This is a genomic window from Gardnerella pickettii, from assembly GCF_029226345.1.
GTDB lineage: Bacteria > Actinomycetota > Actinomycetes > Actinomycetales > Bifidobacteriaceae > Bifidobacterium > Bifidobacterium piotii.
In genome coordinates, this window is sequence record NZ_JAKNCU010000001.1 from 83,903 (window position 1) to 103,886 (window position 19,984).

The following is a 19,984-nucleotide window of genomic DNA, read 5'->3' on the forward strand; positions in this document are numbered from 1 at the left end:
ACTTAGAAAAACAATTTCATGAGACAGGACGATAATAGTGCTGGACGTCAACGCATTTGACAAACTGAGGATTGGACTGGCCACTGCCGAAGACATCCGTAGCTGGAGCCACGGCGAAGTTAAGAAGCCAGAAACCATTAATTACCGTACCCTTAAGCCAGAGAAGGATGGTCTGTTCGGTGAGCAGATTTTCGGTCCTACTCGCGATTGGGAGTGCGCGTGCGGCAAGTATAAGCGCGTGCGCTTTAAGGGAATCGTGTGCGAGCGATGCGGCGTGGAAGTTACACGCAGCCGCGTTCGCCGCGAACGCATGGGTCATATTGAGCTTGCGGCTCCTGTAACACACATTTGGTTCTTCAAGGGTGTGCCAAGCCGCTTGGGATATTTGCTCGACATTGCTCCAAAAGACTTGGAAAAGGTAATCTACTTTGCAGCCTACATGGTTACTAAGGTAGATGAAGAGCAGCGTCACCAGGATCTTCCAGACTTGCAAGACGAGTTTGATACCGAGATTGGCAATCTTCGCAAGCGCCGCGACAACGAGATTGATGCGCGTGCAAAGAAAGCAGAAGAAGATCTTCACGAGCTAGAAGAATCGGGCGAGGCAAAAGGTAGCGCAAAGTCTAAGTTGCGTGCTGGAGCTGAGCGCGAAATGTCTGCTATCCGTACTCGCTACGACGAGCAAATTCAGCGTTTGAACGCAGTTTTCGATCGCTTTAAGGGCTTGCGTGCAGGAGATATGGAAGGCGATGTTGATCTTTGGCGAGAGATGGAAGACCGCTATGGCGACTACTTTGAAGGATGCATGGGCGCGGAAGCAATCAAGAAGCGCTTGCAAGACTTCGATCTTAAGTCTGCTGCTGTAGAACTTCGCGAAGAAATCGACAATGGTACTGGTCAGCGCAAGGCGCGCGCTTTGAAGCGACTTAAGGTTGTGAACGCGTTCTTGACTACTGGAAACAAGCCAGAAGCAATGGTTTTGGATGTTATTCCAGTAATCCCACCAGACTTGCGTCCAATGGTTCAGCTTGATGGTGGCCGCTTTGCAACATCTGATTTGAACGATTTGTACCGTCGTGTAATCAACCGTAATAATCGTTTGAAGAGGCTGATTGAGCTTGGCGCTCCTGAAATCATGCTTAATAACGAAAAGCGCATGCTTCAGGAAGCTGTTGATTCACTCTTCGACAACGGTCGCCGTGGCCGCCCAGTAACTGGCGCATCCAATAGGCCACTAAAGTCGCTTTCCGATATGCTTAAAGGTAAGCAGGGTCGATTCCGTCAGAACTTGCTCGGTAAGCGAGTTGATTATTCTGGCCGTTCCGTAATCGTTGTTGGTCCAAGCCTTCGCATGCATCAATGCGGTTTGCCTAAGCCAATGGCGTTGGAGCTGTTTAAGCCATTCGTTATTAAGCGTTTGGTGGATCAGGGCTTTGCGCAGAATATGAAGAGCGCCAAGCGCCTTGTGGATCGCGGAGATTCCGAGGTTTGGGGCGTGCTCGAGGAAGTTATCTCCGAGCATCCTGTTCTTCTTAACCGCGCACCTACGCTTCACCGATTGGGTATTCAAGCATTTGAGCCAATCTTGGTTGAAGGTAAGGCAATCCACTTGCCACCACTTGCTTGCGCGGCATTCAACGCCGACTTCGATGGTGACCAGATGGCAGTGCATTTGCCACTTTCCGCCGAAGCTCAAGCAGAAGCTCGCAGCTTGATGATGGCATCCGACAATATCTTGAAGCCAGCAGATGGTCACACAGTTACAATGCCATCTCAGGATATGATTTTGGGCTTGTACTACTTGTCTACCGTAATCGACGGCGCAAAGGGTCAAGGACGAATCTTCTCCTCGCTTGCAGAAGCTCAAATGGCGCTAGACAAGCACGAGATTGACATGCAAGCTAAGGTGTTAATTCGCGTGCCAGAAGACTTTGTTTTGCCAAAGGATTGGCAGCCTTCTGAGCTTAAGGTTGTAGACCCAGAGCCAGGAAGCCCAGATGTTGTTCACGAAGAGCGCTTTAAGGATGGAACTGTTCTGTTTGCAACGTCTTGCGGTCGCGTGCTGTTCAATAGCACTCTTCCAGAGGACTATCCGTTTGTAAACCAGCAGGTTCCAAAGGGTGTTCTTTCTAAGATTGTTGACGACATTGCTACGCGCTATTCCACCGCTCAGGTTGCCGCAAGCCTCGATGCTTTGAAGGATCTTGGCTTTACGCGCGCACCTTGGTCGGGCGTTACAATGGCATTCTCCGACATTGTGCTTCCTCCAAATCGCGAGCAGATTGCGCAAGATTACGAGGATCAGGCTGCAAAGATCAACTCCCAGTACGATATGGGTCTTCTTACAGACGAAGAGCGTCGTCAAGAGTTGATTAACTTGTGGACAGAGTGCACCGATAAGGTTGCAGACGCAATGCGCGAGAACTTCCACGACGACAACAACGTGAACATTATGGTTCAATCTGGCGCGCGTGGTAACTGGATGCAGATTCGCCAGATTGCTGGTATGCGAGGCTTGGTGGCAAATCCTAAGGGCGAGATTATTCCTCGTCCTGTTAAGTCAAACTACCGCGATGGCCTTTCCGTGTTGGAGTACTTCATCTCTCAGCACGGCGCTCGTAAGGGCTTGGCAGATACCGCACTTCGTACAGCAGAATCTGGTTACTTGACTCGTCGTCTTGTGGACGTTTCGCAGGAAGTTATTGTTCGCGAAGAAGATTGCGGCACGAAACGTGGCCTTATGATGAAGATTGCGGACCGCGACGAAAACGGCAATTTGACGCTTGTTAAGGCTGCTGATGGTGGCCCATACTCGCGCTTGCTTGCTGCAGACGTGCTCGATCCAGCAGACGGTACAACAGTTTTGGCAAAGTGTGGAGACGCGCTTTCTATGGACGTTTTGCGCAGTTTGGTTGCGCACGGCGTTGAAGAGGTTAAGGCTCGCTCTGTGCTTACTTGCGAGTCTAAGCGCGGCGTTTGCGCAAAGTGCTACGGCTGGTCTTTGGCTACAAGCCGACTTGTGGACGTTGGTGAGGCTGTTGGTATTGTTGCAGCACAGTCCATTGGTGAGCCTGGTACGCAGCTTACGCTTCGTTCCTTCCACTCTGGTGGCGTTGCTTCGGCAAGCGATATTACGCAGGGTCTTCCTCGTGTTACCGAGCTTTTCGAGGCTCGTACTCCTAAGGGTGAGGCTCCAATCGCAGAGTTCCCAGGCGTTGTAAAGGTAGAAGATACGGATCACGGCCGTCAAGTCACTTTGACTCCAGACGATACAACCGTTGAGCCAATCGTTTACCCAGTAACTCGCCGCGCTCCAATGCTTGTTAAGGATGGCGACCACGTTGAGGTTGGCACGCAGCTTATTGAGGGTTCTGTGGATCCTAAGAAGATTTTGCGAATCCTTGGTCCGCGCGCTGCTCAGGTGAATATTGTGGAAGAAGTTCACAACGTTTACCGTTCTCAGGGCGTTGATATTCACGATAAGCACATTGAGGTTATTGTTCACCAGATGCTTCGCCGTATTACGGTGATTGATTCTGGAGACACAGAGTTGCTTCCAGGTGAGCTTGTGGATCAGGCAAAGTTCCGCGAGGCAAATCTTGCTGCCGTTAAGAATGGCGGTAAGCCTGCTGCTGGTCGACCAGAGCTTATGGGTATTACCAAAGCTTCTTTGGCTACGGATTCTTGGCTTTCTGCTGCATCCTTCCAGGAGACTACACGCGTGCTTACTGAGGCTGCTTTGAGTCAGAAGGAAGATGATCTTAAGGGTCTAAAGGAGAACGTGATTATTGGTAAGCTCATCCCAGCTGGTACTGGTTTGGCGCGCTACCGTAATGCGGATGTGTCTGCGGATCCAGAAGTTCGTGACGCTATGTATCCAAACCTTGCTGTGACTGCTGAAAATAGCACTCCATCAAACTTTGGTGAAAGCGACATGGCAGATGTTGACTTCTCTAACATTGATTTTGGAGACATGAAGCTCGGTGATGATTTTAATCCAGATGATTACCTTGACGATCAAGGTGGTCAGAGTGATTACGATGATGACATTGAGTAATCATGTGATTGCTTAATTGGGTGATTGCTTAATTAAGTAAGTCCACTTCGACTAGCCGTTGCAAGTTGTTTTACGCATCTTGCAGCGGCTTTTTTGTTCGCTTTGACTGAGCTTGAAATTGCATAACGCGTTTCAAGCTCAGTCAAAGCGTGATTTGGCTCAGGCATAAAGTCCAGTGGACTTTATGTGCCAAATCAGCCGAGCGGCTACTAATAGCCGTGCGCTCCGAATTGCCTTTTCGCGCTACGCTTTAAGCGAAAAGGTAGGTCGTCGCGCACGTTGCTGCAGATTGTTTGGCATTATCTACAAAAATCGCCATTAAATTTTGCAAGTTTTGCTATTTATAGATCGGAGTCAAGTATAGTAAATCTTATTTATGTAAAACGAAATGTGTTTATGTGAAAAATCGAAAAACATAAATAATCGAAGAACATAAATAAGAATTAAAACTTATTTGAAAGCGAGCTTAAAATGAGCGAAACACTAGTCCTAACGCGCAAAGATTACGTTACAAGAACCATAATTCGAGTTATTGCAATAGTTTCGTCCATTTACGGAATGGCAATGTCTTGGGATTCAATGGCACTAACGTATTTTACGAATCTTTCTAACTTGATGATTTGCTTTGCGCTTTTTGGCTCGCTGATTCTAGACACGCGAAGTGCTCTTAAGTCTAAAAGCGATGAGCAGGGTGTGCAGGCTGAGCGCACTGGCGGCTGGGTAGATTCAAAACCAAACGCATGGTACATTTTTAAATTTATGATGACGATTTCAATCGCTGTCACTTTTACGCTATACCTGTGCTTTTTGGCTCCTACAAACAAGCTCGGATTTGTTGGCGCGTATATGAACAATGGGTGCTCAAGCTTATGCGTGCATTTTATAACGCCGTTGCTTGCGATTTTTGACTTTATTCTTTTTGATTACAAGTACAAGTCCAGCCGCGCGCACGTTTATTTTGCTACGATTCCGCCGCTCACTTACGTTGCGTACGCTGTTGCTCTAAGCGAGTTTGCTGGCGTGCGTTGGGGAGAGCATGCTATGGCAGCGCCGTACAACTTTTTGAACTACAAAGCGCCTGCTGGGTGGTTTGGTTTTGCGCCAAACACGTTTAATTCCACAACGCTTGGAGTGGGTGTTGTTTATTTGCTTGCCATTTTTACGCTTATTTTTATTGGCATTGGAATAGCATTTCTTGCGATTAAAAACGCTCGCGCTAAGCGCTTTGACTGAGCTTGAAATTGCATAACGCATTTCAAGCTCTTTCAAAGCGTGATTTGGCATGTAAAGTCCAGTGGACTTTACATGCGACGAAGACGTGAGCGCAGCTAATCCGTGCGAACGACGACCTGCCTTGTAGTGCGATTGTACCTAATTTACGGCGTGTCGCTATACAATCGCACTACACAAACAAACGAAACTGTAGTGCGATTGTATCTAATTTGGGCATTTTTTGGTACAAACGCACTACAAGGTTACATACAAACTAAGCCAGTTGATAGAATTGTGTTTATGTGTACGGAAGATTCTGCGCTGGCTGCTGTTCAATCGTTGCTAAATGGCACTCTTAAAAACGCGCATGAACGCAACACCAATGTTTTGCTTGTTTTTGGAGCACCAAACGCTGGCAAGTCAAGTTTTGCGCTTAGCGCGTTGCTTTTGGGTTTGCGTTTTGATTGGAGCGCGGCATCTGATTCGCCTTGCTCGCTCAATAATCGCGCTGCGCAGCTTTTGCTAAAAAACGCTATTCGTGGTGATATAGCTGTTGCTGCTGCTCAAAATCGCTCTACAGCTGCACGAATGTCGGATTACGTGATTCAAAACTTGGGTGTTTCGCATCAATCGCGCCCAGTTGGCACACTTTCCGCGCTTGCGTTTAGTTTGATTTCCGCGAGAAACAAGCTTTTTGGCATGCCTGCACCTAAGTTGCTTAATGGCGCTGAGCAAGATGCTCTTCTTCGCGAAGTTGTGCGCGTACACGTTAATCACGTTTTGCAAGGCGATAGTGGCAATTGCAAAGTTTGCGCTCTTTTTAGTGAGTATTTTGCTAGCGACTATTCCAAAGATTCTTCGTCTAAAGATTCTTCTAGTGATTCTTCTAGTGATTCTTGGATTTACACAATTTCTAAATTACAAAACGCGCAAAATAGCGAGGATTCGTATGATTCGCATGATTTTAGTGATTCACATGATTCGCTCGATTCTAATTACATCTCTAACATCTCTGTAAATAGCGCTTTTATTCACCAACTTCGAGATATGCTCGCGCGCTTAGACGAGATGGGCATTGTAAGCGACTTTGCGGAAAAAAATATGCTGAACAGTTTGGACTCGCAGCTTAGCGTTAACTCAGATTTTGTATCGTCTATTATTGTTAGCCGCATTAGAACTCAATGGAATTTGGCTTTTGCTCTTAGAAGCGAGTATGCGGATTGCGTGCGCAAAAAGTATCCGAACGCTTTTAGGCTTGATTCTTCTAGGCTTTTGGCAAGTGGCGTTCAAATTTTGAACGATATTTTTAATAATTTACATTGCGATAGTGCTAATGAATCTTCGGCGGCTTGCGATTCTTCACTTGAGTTTTACGCTCTTAAACTCTTCCTTCCGCACATGCTGGTTGTTGACGATTTTCACGATGTAACGCTTGCTGGTTTGGCTTTTCTTGAGTCGCTAGCGCGCTTGGGCGTGAGAATTGTTTTAACGGCAAATCCCGACGAATCCGTGCAATCATTCCGCGGATCGTACCCAGATTACGTTGTTGAATCAGCGCAAAATGGCGTTATGCAAGCTGCTGTTTCTAAAATTTGCGATTATAAAGTCGAAGGATTTGGCGAAGATTTTGCAAAACAGATATCGCAAGATGTAAAGTGCCAAGAATCTCATAATCTCCCTGATTTTCTAAATCAGCCTAATCGCTCAATTGCACTAAATCTCTTTTCTGCACGCGTTTCGCTTTCGATTGCTTCGCTTATGCCAACGCAAACGCCAATGACCCGCAGGGCTTGGAAAATGGCCAATATCCAAGGTGCTTTTCCTATAGAAAAAATCGAATTAAATTCGCAAAAAACAGAAAATTCTTCGGTTTCTGGCGATTTGTACAGAACTCCTAGCCAAGAGATGGATTGCGTTATTTGGCAAATAAAGCGCGCTCATCTAGACAATAAGATTCCTTGGAAAAATATGGCTTTAATTGCGCACGATAATGCAACAGTTCGCGCGTTTGGAGAGCGGCTTAGAAAAGACGGAGTCCCTGTGCGCTACTCGAGTGTTACGCGCGCGCTTAGAGACGAGCCGTTCATTAAAGCACTTTTTGCGATTATTGAGTTAGCGCAATTTAGCCAAAAAAGCGTTGACGATTTAGCAAAAAGCGTGCATTCGGGCAATTACACGCTTTATTCGATTGCGCATTTTGTTCGTTCTAGAGTAAAAACCGTTTTGGAAAGCCCACTTGTGGATTCTGGCGATTACAATTGCGCAAATTTGGCTGCTGTTGACTCGCTTATGCGCTCAATTTGTTCGCTTAGTGAAGTGAGCGCAAACGCAAGCGGAGAAAATTCGCCATTACACGGTCTTATAGAGCAATGGAAAGTGCTTAGCAATCGCCTTTTAAGCGCAAACGAGCCATCTACATCTACATCTGCAGACCAAGGCGCAAGCGTTACGGTTGACAATCGCGTTTTTAGCGCGCAACCAAACGCAAATAGCACGCAATTTAGCGTTGAGTCGTGTTATCTTTTGATCCTTAAGGCGCTTATTGACGGCTGCTATGTGGATTCTGCGGATTCTGCGGATTCTGGCGATTCAGAAAACGAAGAGAATCAAGGCGCAAAGTCTACAGAAATCTTTTCTGTTTTGCAAAAAATGCGCCCAAACAGTGTTCATATGCGTGCGTTGATGCGCGTGTTTAATATTGTTCTAAGACTTTCTAAAAATCTAAAAAATAACCTTGAAAAAGTTAAAAACAGCGGAGAAAATCAAGTTAGCTACGTTTTAGGCAAGGCTTGGAATCTTTGCAATTGCGCTAAAAAGTGGCAAATTCAAGCGCTTAGCAATAATGATGAAGGCCGCGCGGCAAACGATAGGCTAGACGCTGCAATGCGGCTTTTTGAGTATGCGAATTCATTCTCGTATACGGTTGCGCAAGGCCAGCAGATGCCCAATGGAAGTTCGGCTGCTCCAACAATCGCGGAGTTTATTGATCAAGTTCGCCAAATGGAAATTGAAGCGGATTCGCTTGCAAGCGTGGCGCCTCTTCCAGACGCTGTGACTCTTACAACGCCTTCTGGTTCGGTTGGAAGACTTTGGGATTACGTGTGGATTCCAGCTGTTCAGCAGCGAGTTTGGCCGAATACGGCCGCTAGAAGCACTATGTTTGCTTCGGAAACGCTTGTTGATATTGTGCTAAATAGCAGGATTCTAAGTGGCGATGGTAACGATAGTAATGATATTAACGATATAACGTACTTCTTTGACGCGTATTCTAAAAATCCTAATGGTATTTGCGTAAGCGATAAGCAAGCGATTTTTACTGGCGAACAGCGAAGTTTGCTAATGGCAATTACGCGCGCTCGCAAACATCTTTGCATAAGCGCGGTTAATAGTGATGATTGCGTTCCTTCGGACTTTTTGTACTACTATTTGCCAGAGATTTATTGGAGAAATCAAGACGGAAGCTGCGATTACACAGATTTTTGTGGCGATTTTGCGGCGGTTGATGCCGATGCAAGAGGTCTTGTTTGTGCGTCTAGAATCACGCTTGCTAAAGAGGAGTGTGGCTCTATTAATGACCATAAATTGACAAAAAATTCTACGCTTCAAGATGCGTTAGATGCGTTAAATCTGTTGAAAAACAACGGAGTTGATGCAGCAAATCCAGAGAATTGGGATTTTATGCGTAAAAATTACGATTCTGCGATTGATTCTGCGAAGCCAGAATCGCAAGCAACCGAAGAATCGCAAGCAACTGCAGAATCGCAAGTAACCGAAGAATCGCAAGAAGAATCGCCACTAAAATCACAAGAAAAGTCACAAGAAAAAGTCTCCACTAATAAAAATCTTGTAACTCTATCTCCTTCAATGGTAGATAAACTTTGGTCTTGCCCAGTTTGTTGCCTTTTGGAGAGTAAATTTGCTGGCCCGACTGTAGGAAGTACGGCAGCGCAATTCGGCACGCTTATTCACGAAACTGCAAGGTGGGCAAGTCAAGATGAGCATTTAGACAACGATTATTTGCGCAAAAACTACCCACAGCTTCAAGCTTTTGTTAGTGGGTTTGTTGGCGCTCGCGCGCAGGAATTTTCGGACTTTGATTTTTCGTTTGAATCGTTTAGTGCTTTGCAAAAAAAGGCGATTGAAGATGTTGCGAATAAAATGATTGATCATTATTATTCGATTTGCCCAAGTGATTCTAGTATTTCTAATGTAAAAGACCGCTACCGTTTTATAAAAAACGATTTGAATGTTCGCCGCGCGCTTTACACGATTGCTCAATATTTTGTAGGCTCGCTAAACGGGCAAAATTACCCGATTCTTGCGCAAAAAGACGAAGATGGTGTTGTAACAAAGATTCTGCCTGCTCCCGAAAAGTCAAAAACAGCAAAGCCGACTATTGCGGATGTTCCTTTGGGTAGTCTTGAGGAAGCTTATTGCGAGTGTCAAATAAACGCCACTTTTGGCTTTGACGATATTCTAAACGCGTACAATCTTGCTGCTAAATCGCAAATAAGCTTGGAAGATCTTTATTCAATAATGGGATTTTTGGTAGGTGGATGGCCTAATGGCGGCTCATGCGATTTGCGCGTTAGAATCCAGGGGCGAATCGACCGCATGGAACTTAGAAAGTTAAACGACAACACGCAACAAATTCGCCTAATCGACTATAAAACAGGAAAAGTTCCTAAAACACAGCAAGTTTTTAACGATTTGCAGCTTATTTGCTATCAACTGGGAATTGTTTTTTGCTCCGAAAACAATAAAGACTATGAGCAATTGCTAAAGCTTAAGCACACAAAAATCGCGCGAAGTGCGCTGTTCCACGTTGTGTACAAGGATTCTCCTGCGCAAGATAATGGCGTTGCAGAGAACATTTGTCAGCCTTCGCTGTTTGATGAGGATGGCTCGTTAAGCGCTAGTGAAATCATAAGTCGTTACAGATATTCTAACAATAATCGCCTTTACGATCTTCCAAATATTGATGCTCAAAATCCTGCGCAAGGCGTAAGTCAAAGTGCGTGGGCGGATTTTGTAGGCTTGCCAATGCGCGCAAAATGGTCGCTTATGATGATATCTCGCGTATTTTTTGCCGCTGCTGCTGTTAAATCAACGAGTTTTGCTGTAGAGCCAAAAGCGGATCATAAAAATTATTGTAGATGTTTAGACGTTTGCCCTGCGTGTGCGGAAAAAGTGGACACTGTTTACGAAGTGATTGAAGGTAAAAATGAGCAATAACAACGTTAGCGCCATAAAGTCCACACATAATAGTGGTCCAAGCTTAGAGCAAAAAAACGTTATAGAAGCGCCGATTAATCAAGACGTGCTAATAGTTGCTGGAGCTGGAAGCGGCAAAACGTACACCATGACTCGTCGCGTAATACATTTAATTAAAAGCAAAGTTCCGCCAGAGTCTATATTGGGTTTAACGTTTACAAACAAAGCTGCTGCAGAATTGCTAAGTCGCGTTTCGGCGGAGGTTAGTGCAAGCGGAGCAAAGTCATTCTTAAAGCCAGAAGTTATGACGTATGACGCGTTCTTTCAATCAATCGTAAGAAGATACGGCCTTTTGGTTGGCTTTAATCAAAACACAATGCCATTAAGCGACGCTGGCGCGATGGAAATCATAAAAAGTATAATCGGAAAATATTTAGATAATCCACAAAATAACGCTAAAAATTTAAGTAAGCTATATAATTTTGACACTTTGTGTGCTGATGTTATTAATCTTTGTGCCGAAATATCGTGCTCGATGATTGGAGTAGATAGTATAGGCGAAACGTGCTCAAGCGTGTCTCAAGCTGTTCAAAAAATACGCGAGTGGAATAATGAGTTTGCAAAACACTTAAAAAATGTTATTGCAGATAGAAAAGTAGAATCGCCGCTAAGCGCAAAAGCTCCAGCGATTCCAAAATACAAAAAAGTCAAAAAAACAGCTGGAATGAGTGAGCAAGACGTGGAGAAAGCGTCTGCGGAAAAATTTAAGAATGCGTGCAAAAATTACGAAAAATATTGGAATGATTCGTGCTTGCAATTTTGCATAAATCTATACAACGCTTGCCTAAAACGAGACATTTTGCTAGATCTTGTTTTACAATTTGACGCCGAAAAAAAGCGCGTAAACATGGCGCAATTTAGCGATTTTACGATTGCAGCTTATTATTTGGTTACGCATTTTCCTTCGATTTGCGCGCAATACAGGAATCAATATTCGCAAGTTCTTTTAGACGAGTATCAAGATACTTCTACAACGCAAGCAATGCTTATAAATACGCTGTTTTATGGTAATGCTGCTGCAGAAGGGAATCGCACGCATGTTATGGCAGTAGGTGACCCGTTCCAAGCAATCTATTCGTTTAGAGGTGCTTCGACTGGAGCTTTTTGCAAGTTTGAACAAGACTTTAACATAAGCGCGCAAAACAAGTATTCGCTAACTGTTACGCGCAGAAATTCGCTGTTTATACTAAAAGTTGCAAACGCGCTAACCGAGCCGATGCGCGCGGAAAATGGCGATAATTCAACGCAAAACGCAAGTCGTAGATTTAGCAGCATTGACGATCGCGAAGTGCAAGTGGAAACTTTAAAGCCAAAAGATGATGCGCCAAATGGAACTGTTTGCGCGTTGTTTATGCCAAATCAAGGCGAAGAAATTGATGCAGTTGTGCAATTCGCTAAGAAAATCGTTGAAAAATATGGCGAAAATCCACTGGAACCACAACTTGCGATTCTTTTTAGAAGTAAAGCAAAAATGCCGCAATATGCTCAAAAGCTGGAGGATGCTGGTATTCGCACGAGCATAGTTGGCTACTCTTCGCTTATTGAAAAGCCTGCTGTTAAAGATGTTTTGAGTTTGCTAAGAGTGATTCAAGACCATAGCGACTCCAATTCGCTTATGCGTCTTCTTGCCACTCCTCGTTTTGCGCTATCTACCGCGGATTTGGGTGTGTTGGCATCAATCGCAAATAGTGCGAATACGGAATATCTTTACAACGTGTATGCATCGGCTGGGCTTGTTGAGGATGGATTGCCTAGAAGCCAGTGGGATTCTGCCGTTCGCAATCTTAGAAATAAGGCGAATAGTGGGGAAATATCGGCGCAAGTCATAAATATTTATGGCGGAGTGTATTTAGCGGATTTGATTATGCGCGATTTTGGCGATTTTGGGGCGAGTGGGGATTCTGGCGATTCTGGTAAGTCTGCGGTTGCTGGCGATTCTGGTAAGTCTGCGGTTGCTGGCGATTATTGGGTTAGCCAAATGCGAGAAAAGCTGAGCGCACATGCATTTGCTGCAGTAAGTCGACTTAGTAAAATCCTAAATAAAGTTGATCGCGTGCAAAGAAATTCTCTAACAAGCGTTATGCAATCGGCTGTTGAAGCGCTTAACGTAGATATTGATAGCGCTGTTGGAGCGGCCTTAAAATACAAGGATTTTAGCAATCAAACAATGCTTAACGACATGCACAATGTTCTAGATTCGCTAAACGCGATTGTAGAAACGTATGTGCAAGAGATGGGCGAGTGGCAAGATGTTAGTTTGCGCGGACTAATCAATTGGATTGACTCAGCAAAAACGCTTGATTTGCAAGCTTCTGGAACAGAGCAAAATAGTGCGCAAGTTGTTTTAATGACAGTTCACCAATCAAAGGGTTTGCAATGGCCAGCAGTTGCTGTAGTTGGGCTAAACGAGGGCGCTTTTCCAAGCAATCAAGGCGATTCGCTAAAAGTTGATGATAATGGGCAAGCCAGCGCTCGCATACCGATTGAGTTTGCTGCAAGCGTGCCTTCTGCGTTGCGCGTGGATGCCAATATTTTGCCGCATTTTCCGCATACAGTAACGCGTGCCGAGGCAATGCATCCGCAAAAATCCATGCAAAGTTTAGATAGTGTGCAAAAGATTTTTGACGAGATTAAACCAGATAGAATCAAAGCTTTGTGTGATTTTGCGGCTGCTGTTCAAGAGGTGGATGCTGGCTCTGAGGATTGTGGTTCTGCGGATTCTGGCGATTTTTTGAGCGAAGAAACTCGCCGTGTGTATAATGCGTATAAATCCCAGCAAAGCGTTGATTTTATGCCATTTACGCAAAGTGAGGAGCGCGGAATCCAGCTTCACATGGACGAGCGCCACCTTATGTACGTTGCTCTTACGCGCGCAAAGTTTGCAGCGCTTTTAACTGGTTCAGCAAATTCGGGAGATTCGGAAGAAAATGGGCGTAAGCGTGCAGCTTCGGTGTTTCTTAAGGAGTCGATGGAAGCTATAAAGTCGCTTAATGGTGTGATTGAAGTTAAAAAATGCGAGGCGGAAAATTCTGGCGATTCTGTCTCTGGTGATGCTGCGAATCCTAGTAATTCTGCGGATTCTGGCGATTCCGGCGAAGACGTTTTTGGCTTTATTGCAGGCGATTTTGCAGGTGAGCTTTCTAAAGAGTTTGGAAAAATTAAAGTTCAAAGCGATTCGCGTGCTAAAGAAAGCGTGCTTGAATGGCCTTGTGCTTTGAGTGAAGATGTAGAAAATGCGCTTCAAGAATCTGCAAAGCTTGTTAAGGGTGAAGATGTTAAAAGTGAAGATTTTAATGGTGATTTTAGTGGCAATGCCGATGGCGAATCTTCCTTAATATCACATCAAAAATCGCTTTATTACCGCGCAAAAGCGTTTGTTCAAGACGCCGATTTAACATCGCAAAACGCTGGCGATTATTCTCTAGAAGACTTAGCAAAAAAGGTGGAAAAGATTTCCAACGGATCTAGGCTTAACGTAACGTCTTTGCAAAAAATAAGCAAAGTTGCGCCTGATGTAAACGCAAACGCAAACGCTAGCGCGCGCGCAAACGATCGAGTTTACAACAATCTATTGGCTTGCATTCGCCCAATTCCGTCCGTTTCGTCGATGGATGCAAATCTCGGTACAAAATTCCACGCGTGGGCGCAGCAATTTGTGGATTCGGCAGTGTCTTCTAGTGCATCCGAGTGCGCTAAGTGGCGTACTATTGTAAAAAATGGCACTTTGCTGGATGAGCAATTTATTCCTCAAGATCGCAAAGATTTGCTTTACGAGTTTAATCAGAATCGCAAGGATTCGGATTCTCAAAGTTGCGCACTAAATCAATGGAAGCAACGGCTTATAGAATCGCGTTGGGCAAAACGAGTGCCGCTTGCTGCAGAAATGCCGATTTTAATGCAAGTCGATAATACGGAGTTTGCAAATAGAATCATCAACGGCACTTTGGATGCTGTTTTTGCAGGAGGATTAGACGCTAACGACGAATCAAAACTCTACACAATCGTTGATTGGAAGACGGGTAAGCGGCCAAAAAGCGCGGAAGATATTCGCCTAAAACTTGAGCAGCTTGACTGGTATAGGCTACTGCTTGCGCGCGCAACAAACGTTGATTTAAGATGCATTGACGCCACTCTTTACTACGTTAGCGAGGCGCGTGCGGAAAATCGCGAGATTCACGCGTTGTGCAAAACTCGTGACGAGATTTTGAGCGAGGCATCTTTTTAGAATCAACTTTTTTGGTAATCTAAAAGTAGAACATAGCCGATTTAAGTTAGTAAAAGTAAAGTTAGTAAAAGTAAAAGAAGGAAAAAATGACGGTTGAGTTTCGTCCAGTTAAAATTAACGACATTGACGCAATCGTAGAAGAATACGAGCGCACATGGGGGATTGCGAATGCTGTTGGAGCAGACGCTTCGCGCAATCTTTCTAGGCGATTTGTGCTGCACTATTTGGAGCCTTCTACTTACGGAACTGTTGCAACAATAAACGGCAAATTTATGGGGCTGCTGCTTGCGCGCGTGTACGGAGATAAAGTGCTGTTTAAGCAAGTTCAAAAGATGCTAGAAGAGCAAGAGGCAAAGATGTCTAGCAAAGGCGATTCTTTGCACGCAAAAGCGTTGGATTCTGCGATTGGCATGGGGCAGATTGAGCGCAAGTTGGAGGCGATGAGCCATATAAACGACTTGACTCAGGCAGAGTTGGAGCTTTTTATTGTTTCTCCAGACGCTCGCGGGCACGGAGTCGGCGGCGGATTGTGGAAGCGCACAATGCAACATTTGCGTAGTCGCGGAGTGAACCGCTACTTTTTGCACACAGACACGGCTTGCGATGTTAGTTTTTACGATTATCACGGGCTTAGGCGAGATGCTACGTGGGCTAAAAAAGATCACGAAAAGTATGCGGATCGCGTAAAAGACCTTGTTGAGGACTTGTACATATACTCGGGCGAGCCGTTTGTAAACCGCACCAGACGCACGCATCAATCGCGTTGATTAACTCCGCTTTTTGTACCAAATTTGGCCAATCGTTCGCGCGGTCTAAGCGCGCTATTCCTCGCGGCTATTAGTAGCCGCTCGGCTGATTTGGCATGTAAAGTCCACTGGACTTTACATTTGAGCCAAATCACGCTTTGAAGGAGCTTGAAATGCGTTATGCAATTTCAAGCTCAGTCAAAGCGCTTTGCAGCGCAGAAGCAATGCTTCTGCCTTGAGCGGCTCAGCGCTCCGAATTGCCCTCGCACGCTACGCTCTAAGTGCTCAGGCAGGTCGTCGCGCGTACAAAATACGGAAGAATGCTTGCGCGTATTAGCTGCGCTTGCGCGTTACAATAATCCACCCAATTGACGCGATTGGAATCGCAACAAGCGTAGAAATCCACGGAACCATCATTCCTCCGCGCGAACTCCACGCGTCAATCGCAAATCCCGCAACCATGGATCCAAGCGAGGCGCCAGTCGCGGATGCTGTTGGCAGCCAAGATAATCCTTCGGTAAGCGAATGCTCTGGAATTGTGTCTTTAACAATAAGATTTCCAGTTGCAAAAATAGGAGAAACGCATAGTCCGCTTAAAAGCTCAAAAATGCTTAGAAGCACAAGTCTATCTATGTTAATGTTCATAAGAATAAAGCCAATAGTAAGAAGGCTTAGAAACACGATTAGATGAGACCAGTTGGATCCGCGGAATTTATGCGAGCCAAAAATAACGGCTCCAACTAAAGACCCGCATGCAAACAGCGCAAGTTGCAAGCCGATCAGTTTGTCTAATCCTTGTGCGCGCATTGCTGCTGTAACAGATACGTCAAAGGCGCTAAAACTCATGTTAAAAACAAGGAACATAACAACAAGCGGTATAATTCCGCGGTATAGAAGCACGTTTTTTGACTTGTTTTTGCGATTTGTGTTCCTCAGCTGTTTTAGTGAAAGCCTATCTCTAAGATTTTTTGCGATTAGTTTCTTGCCATTTTTTGACGAGTCTTCCGCCGAGTCTTCCGATGTGCGGTAAGGGCCATTTTCCAGCGCAGCTCGCACATCTTCATCATTTGCGGGTGCGCTTTCTACTTGCACAATTTTAACAACCGCAGGTTGCGTGTTTTTAAGTGACAAGAACCATGCTCCGCCTAGTCCGCTTGCCAAAACTGGCACAAAAAGCTGAGATACAGGGTGAACGCTAGTGGCAAGCCACGCTGCAAGAATTGGTCCGAATATAAACACAATCTCGTCGATTCCAGATTCCAGCGCGTATGCAACGTTTAGCAGCGTGTCGTCAGTTTGACTTTTAAGAGTGTATGCCCAGCGAGTTCTAACAAGCGCGCCGAACGCAAATTGTGTAACACCCATTAAAATTGCAAGCGCAAACAGTATTGGCAAAGGTATGTGGAAAAGTGCGGCGGTTGCAAACGACAGCATGCAAACAACTTGCGCACTTAGGGCGATTACACCCACTTTTCGCTGGCCGAATCTATCAAAAAGCTTTGCATATAATGGCGTTACGGCTGCTTGCGATAGCACGTATGCGGCGCTCATAGTGCCTGCAATTGTCCAATTATTATAGATGTGGTTTAAGGCTAGAACAATTCCTAAGCCCATCATCGAAATAGGCAGCCTTGCTATTGCTCCAGATATGCAAAACGCTCGTGTTCCTTCAAAAGAGAACAATTTTGCGTAGTTTGACATAGGCGAAGACTTTTGCTGCGCCGATTGCGATGACATATTCACTTCCCTTAAATTTGTACGCGCTTAGCATGTTTAGCATGTTTAGCATGATTGATTTTTGAGTGTCTTTCTAGTCTACATTATGGCGTCAAAGTTTGCTGATGTTGTTTTGTTTTTCTTGTGTTTGTTTTCGTTTTGTCCAATTTGGGGAACAAAAGCGGGCGCGACGACCTACCTTTTCGCTTAAAGCGTAGCGCGAAAATGTAATTCGGAGCGCTGAGCCGCTTAAACGTAAAGTCCAGTGGACTTTACGTGCGGCGAAGACGTGAGCGCGCTGTAACGCGCGAACGATTCCCCCGTATCGCTCGCGATTATTGCGATTATTTCGATTGTATATAGAGATTATCTTTTGAAGAAAAGTATTGTAGAATTGTGTTATAGACTTCAAACAAACTGGGAAGGCAAGAAATGTTTGGTTCACTTATTTGCTCGGCATCTGGATTTGCTAACATTCAATCAGGTTCTGCAATACTTGGCTCCATGATTTTTGCAATCGTGGTTGTTCTTGTTGGTATTGGAATTAAGATTTGGAAAAAATACGGCAAGCACTAGAGTACATTAGAGTATTTGATTGCTAGAGCATTAGATTTAGCTTAATATTTTCGACTTTTATTTTTTACGGCATTTTTGTGATTGCCGCTTTTGTTGACGTGCGAAGTCGCAGTTTTGTAAATCCGTTGAGGCTTAACGCTACAATAGAGCAGATGAGTGATACAACGATGCAATCGACGGATGAGATTCTTGCAGAGATTGTAGACTCTGTAAAAATTCCTCAATCCTCAGATATAAACAATAAAAAGTCAACAAAAACTGTGAAAAAAGAAAATAAAACTACAAATAAAAATACAAAAACTAAAAAAACTAAAGACTCTGAATCGAATAAGGTGAGTAGGGCATCTAAAGGATTTAAGTCTCCTAAAAGCTCTAAAGCCACTTACAATGCGCTTCCGCCAGTGGTAAATGATCAGCGAGAGGGCGCGCTTGTTGCGCCTCCAAAGTATCGCAAGGGGTCAATGCGAATCGTTCCGCTTGGTGGATTGGGTGAAATTGGCCGAAATATGAACGTTATTGAATATAACGGCCATATTTTGCTTATAGATTGCGGAGTGCTTTTCCCAGAAGAAGAGCAGCCAGGCGTGGATCTGATTTTGCCAGACTTCCACTACATTCAAAACAGACTAGATAAAGTAGACGCGCTAGTTTTAACTCACGGCCACGAAGACCACATTGGTGGCGTGCCGTATTTGCTTAAAATGCGCCCAGATATTCCGCTAATCGGGTCTAAGCTCACTCTTGCGTTTGTTGAAGCAAAGTGCGAAGAACACAAGATTAAGCCAAAAACAATTCAAGTAGAAGGCCGATCAAAGCTAAAAGTTGGCCCATACAATTTGGAGTTTATTAGCGTAACGCACTCGATTCCAGACGCTCTTGCTGTTTGTGTAAAAACGCCAGCAGGAACGATTATAGATACGGGAGATATAAAGTTAGATCAGCTTCCACTAGACCATAGGCTTACTGATTTAGTTGAATTCGGAAAGCTTGGCGAGCAAGGAATTGACCTATTAATGGCTGATTCCACAAACGCTGAGGTTCCAGGATTTGTTAAGCCAGAAACCACTATTGGACCGGCTTTGGATCAAGCGTTTGCTAACGCATCGCGCAAGATAATCGTAGCAAGCTTCTCTAGCCACGTTCACCGCGTTCAGCAAGTCGTAGATGCTGCGCACAAGTATGGTCGAAAAGTGGTGTTTGTTGGGCGATCAATGGTTAGAAATATGTCGATTGCGGCCGATCTTGGCTACTTGCATATTCCAGAAAATACTGTTGTAGATCTAAAGCAAGCAAAAGATATTCAAGACGATAAGCTTGTTTATATGTGCACAGGATCTCAAGGCGAGCCAATGGCAGCACTTGGGCGAATCGCAGACGGAATACACAAAGATATTACAGTTAACGAGTTCGATACCGTTATTCTTGCAAGCTCTCTAATTCCAGGAAACGAGCACGAAGTTTATAAGGTTATTAACAAGCTTGTGCAAATGGGCGCTCGCGTAATCAACAAAGACAATGCTGCAATCCACGTATCTGGTCATTGCAACGAGGGTGAGTTGCTCTATTTGTACAACATTGTTAAGCCAAAGTGCGCTATGCCAATCCACGGAGAACACAGGCATCTTGTTGCAAACGGTTTGATTGCTGTTAAAACGGGCGTGGACCCTAAGAATGTTGTTTTGGCAGAAGATGGCGATGTTGTGGACTTGTACCACGGAAATGCTGCTGTTGTTGGCTCTGTTCCATGCGGATACGTGTACGTTGACGGCGATTCCGTTGGAGAGCTTACAGACGAAGAGCTGGAAAAGCGCAGAATCCTTGGTACGGAAGGCTTTGTGTCTAGCTTTGTAGTTGTAAATACAGATAGCGCAGACATTGTGGCTGGTCCTAAGATTTACTTGAATGCTGTTGCAGAAGACGAGTCTGATTTTGAAAAAGTTCGATCTCAAATTGTTTTCCAGCTTCAAGACGCCATGATGCATGGCGAGAAAGACACGCACAAGCTTCAGCAGATTATGCGAAGAACGCTTGGAAGTTGGATTGCGCGCGCGTTGCGTAGAAAGCCAATGATTGTGCCTGTTGTTGCGGATCTTGCGCAAAAGGATTAGTTTGCGATTAGTCAAGGACTAGTCAAGCGATAATAGCCACGTAAAAATCATAAATAAAGTAAAATCACCA

The 19,984-nt window shown here is 44.8% G+C and carries 8 protein-coding genes; 7 read left to right on the forward strand and 1 reads right to left on the reverse strand.

All coding sequences use genetic code 11. The features are described 5' to 3' along the window. Positions 1-37: 37 nt before the first annotated feature. The 5 genes from MAF46_RS00300 to MAF46_RS00320 all read left to right on the forward strand — a co-directional run bounded on the left by MAF46_RS00300 (position 38) and on the right by MAF46_RS00320 (position 15,535). Entirely contained in the window at positions 38-4,057 is a 4,020-nt protein-coding gene (locus tag MAF46_RS00300) for a DNA-directed RNA polymerase subunit beta' (RefSeq protein ID WP_060785615.1), read from the forward strand. 471 nt (positions 4,058-4,528) lie between these two features. Next, positions 4,529-5,290, forward strand: a complete 762-nt coding sequence (locus tag MAF46_RS00305; RefSeq protein ID WP_060785616.1) for a hypothetical protein — start codon at positions 4,529-4,531, stop codon at positions 5,288-5,290. Between the two features lie 279 nt (positions 5,291-5,569). Next, positions 5,570-10,504 carry a PD-(D/E)XK nuclease family protein gene (locus tag MAF46_RS00310; protein ID WP_060785631.1) on the forward strand — a complete coding sequence of 1,645 codons (4,935 nt, stop codon included), beginning with the start codon at positions 5,570-5,572 and terminating at the stop codon, positions 10,502-10,504. Beyond that, positions 10,494-14,768 carry an ATP-dependent DNA helicase gene (locus MAF46_RS00315; protein ID WP_004132744.1) on the forward strand — a complete coding sequence of 1,425 codons (4,275 nt, stop codon included), beginning with the start codon at positions 10,494-10,496 and terminating at the stop codon, positions 14,766-14,768. Before MAF46_RS00310 ends, MAF46_RS00315 begins: the two co-directional genes overlap by 11 nt. Before the next feature lie 86 nt (positions 14,769-14,854). Further along, the gene (locus tag MAF46_RS00320) at positions 14,855-15,535 is read left to right on the forward strand and encodes a GNAT family N-acetyltransferase (RefSeq protein WP_004132743.1); all 681 of its coding nucleotides are present in this window, start codon (positions 14,855-14,857) and stop codon (positions 15,533-15,535) included. Between the two features lie 312 nt (positions 15,536-15,847). Here MAF46_RS00320 and MAF46_RS00325 read toward each other — a convergent pair whose 3' ends face one another. Continuing rightward, entirely contained in the window at positions 15,848-17,251 is a 1,404-nt protein-coding gene (locus MAF46_RS00325) for an MFS transporter (RefSeq protein ID WP_032819634.1), read from the reverse strand. A 411-nt stretch (positions 17,252-17,662) separates the two neighbouring features. Here MAF46_RS00325 and MAF46_RS00330 point away from each other — a divergent pair, with 411 nt between their 5' ends. Together MAF46_RS00330 and MAF46_RS00335 are read left to right on the forward strand one after the other, a co-directional pair. Next, positions 17,663-17,806, forward strand: coding sequence for a hypothetical protein (locus MAF46_RS00330; RefSeq protein WP_004132738.1), 144 nt, complete (start codon positions 17,663-17,665; stop codon positions 17,804-17,806). Positions 17,807-17,958: 152 nt separating this feature from the next. Next, on the forward strand, positions 17,959-19,914 hold the full coding sequence (locus tag MAF46_RS00335) for a ribonuclease J (RefSeq protein WP_060785632.1): 1,956 nt from the start codon (positions 17,959-17,961) through the stop codon (positions 19,912-19,914). Positions 19,915-19,984: the final 70 nt, after the last annotated feature.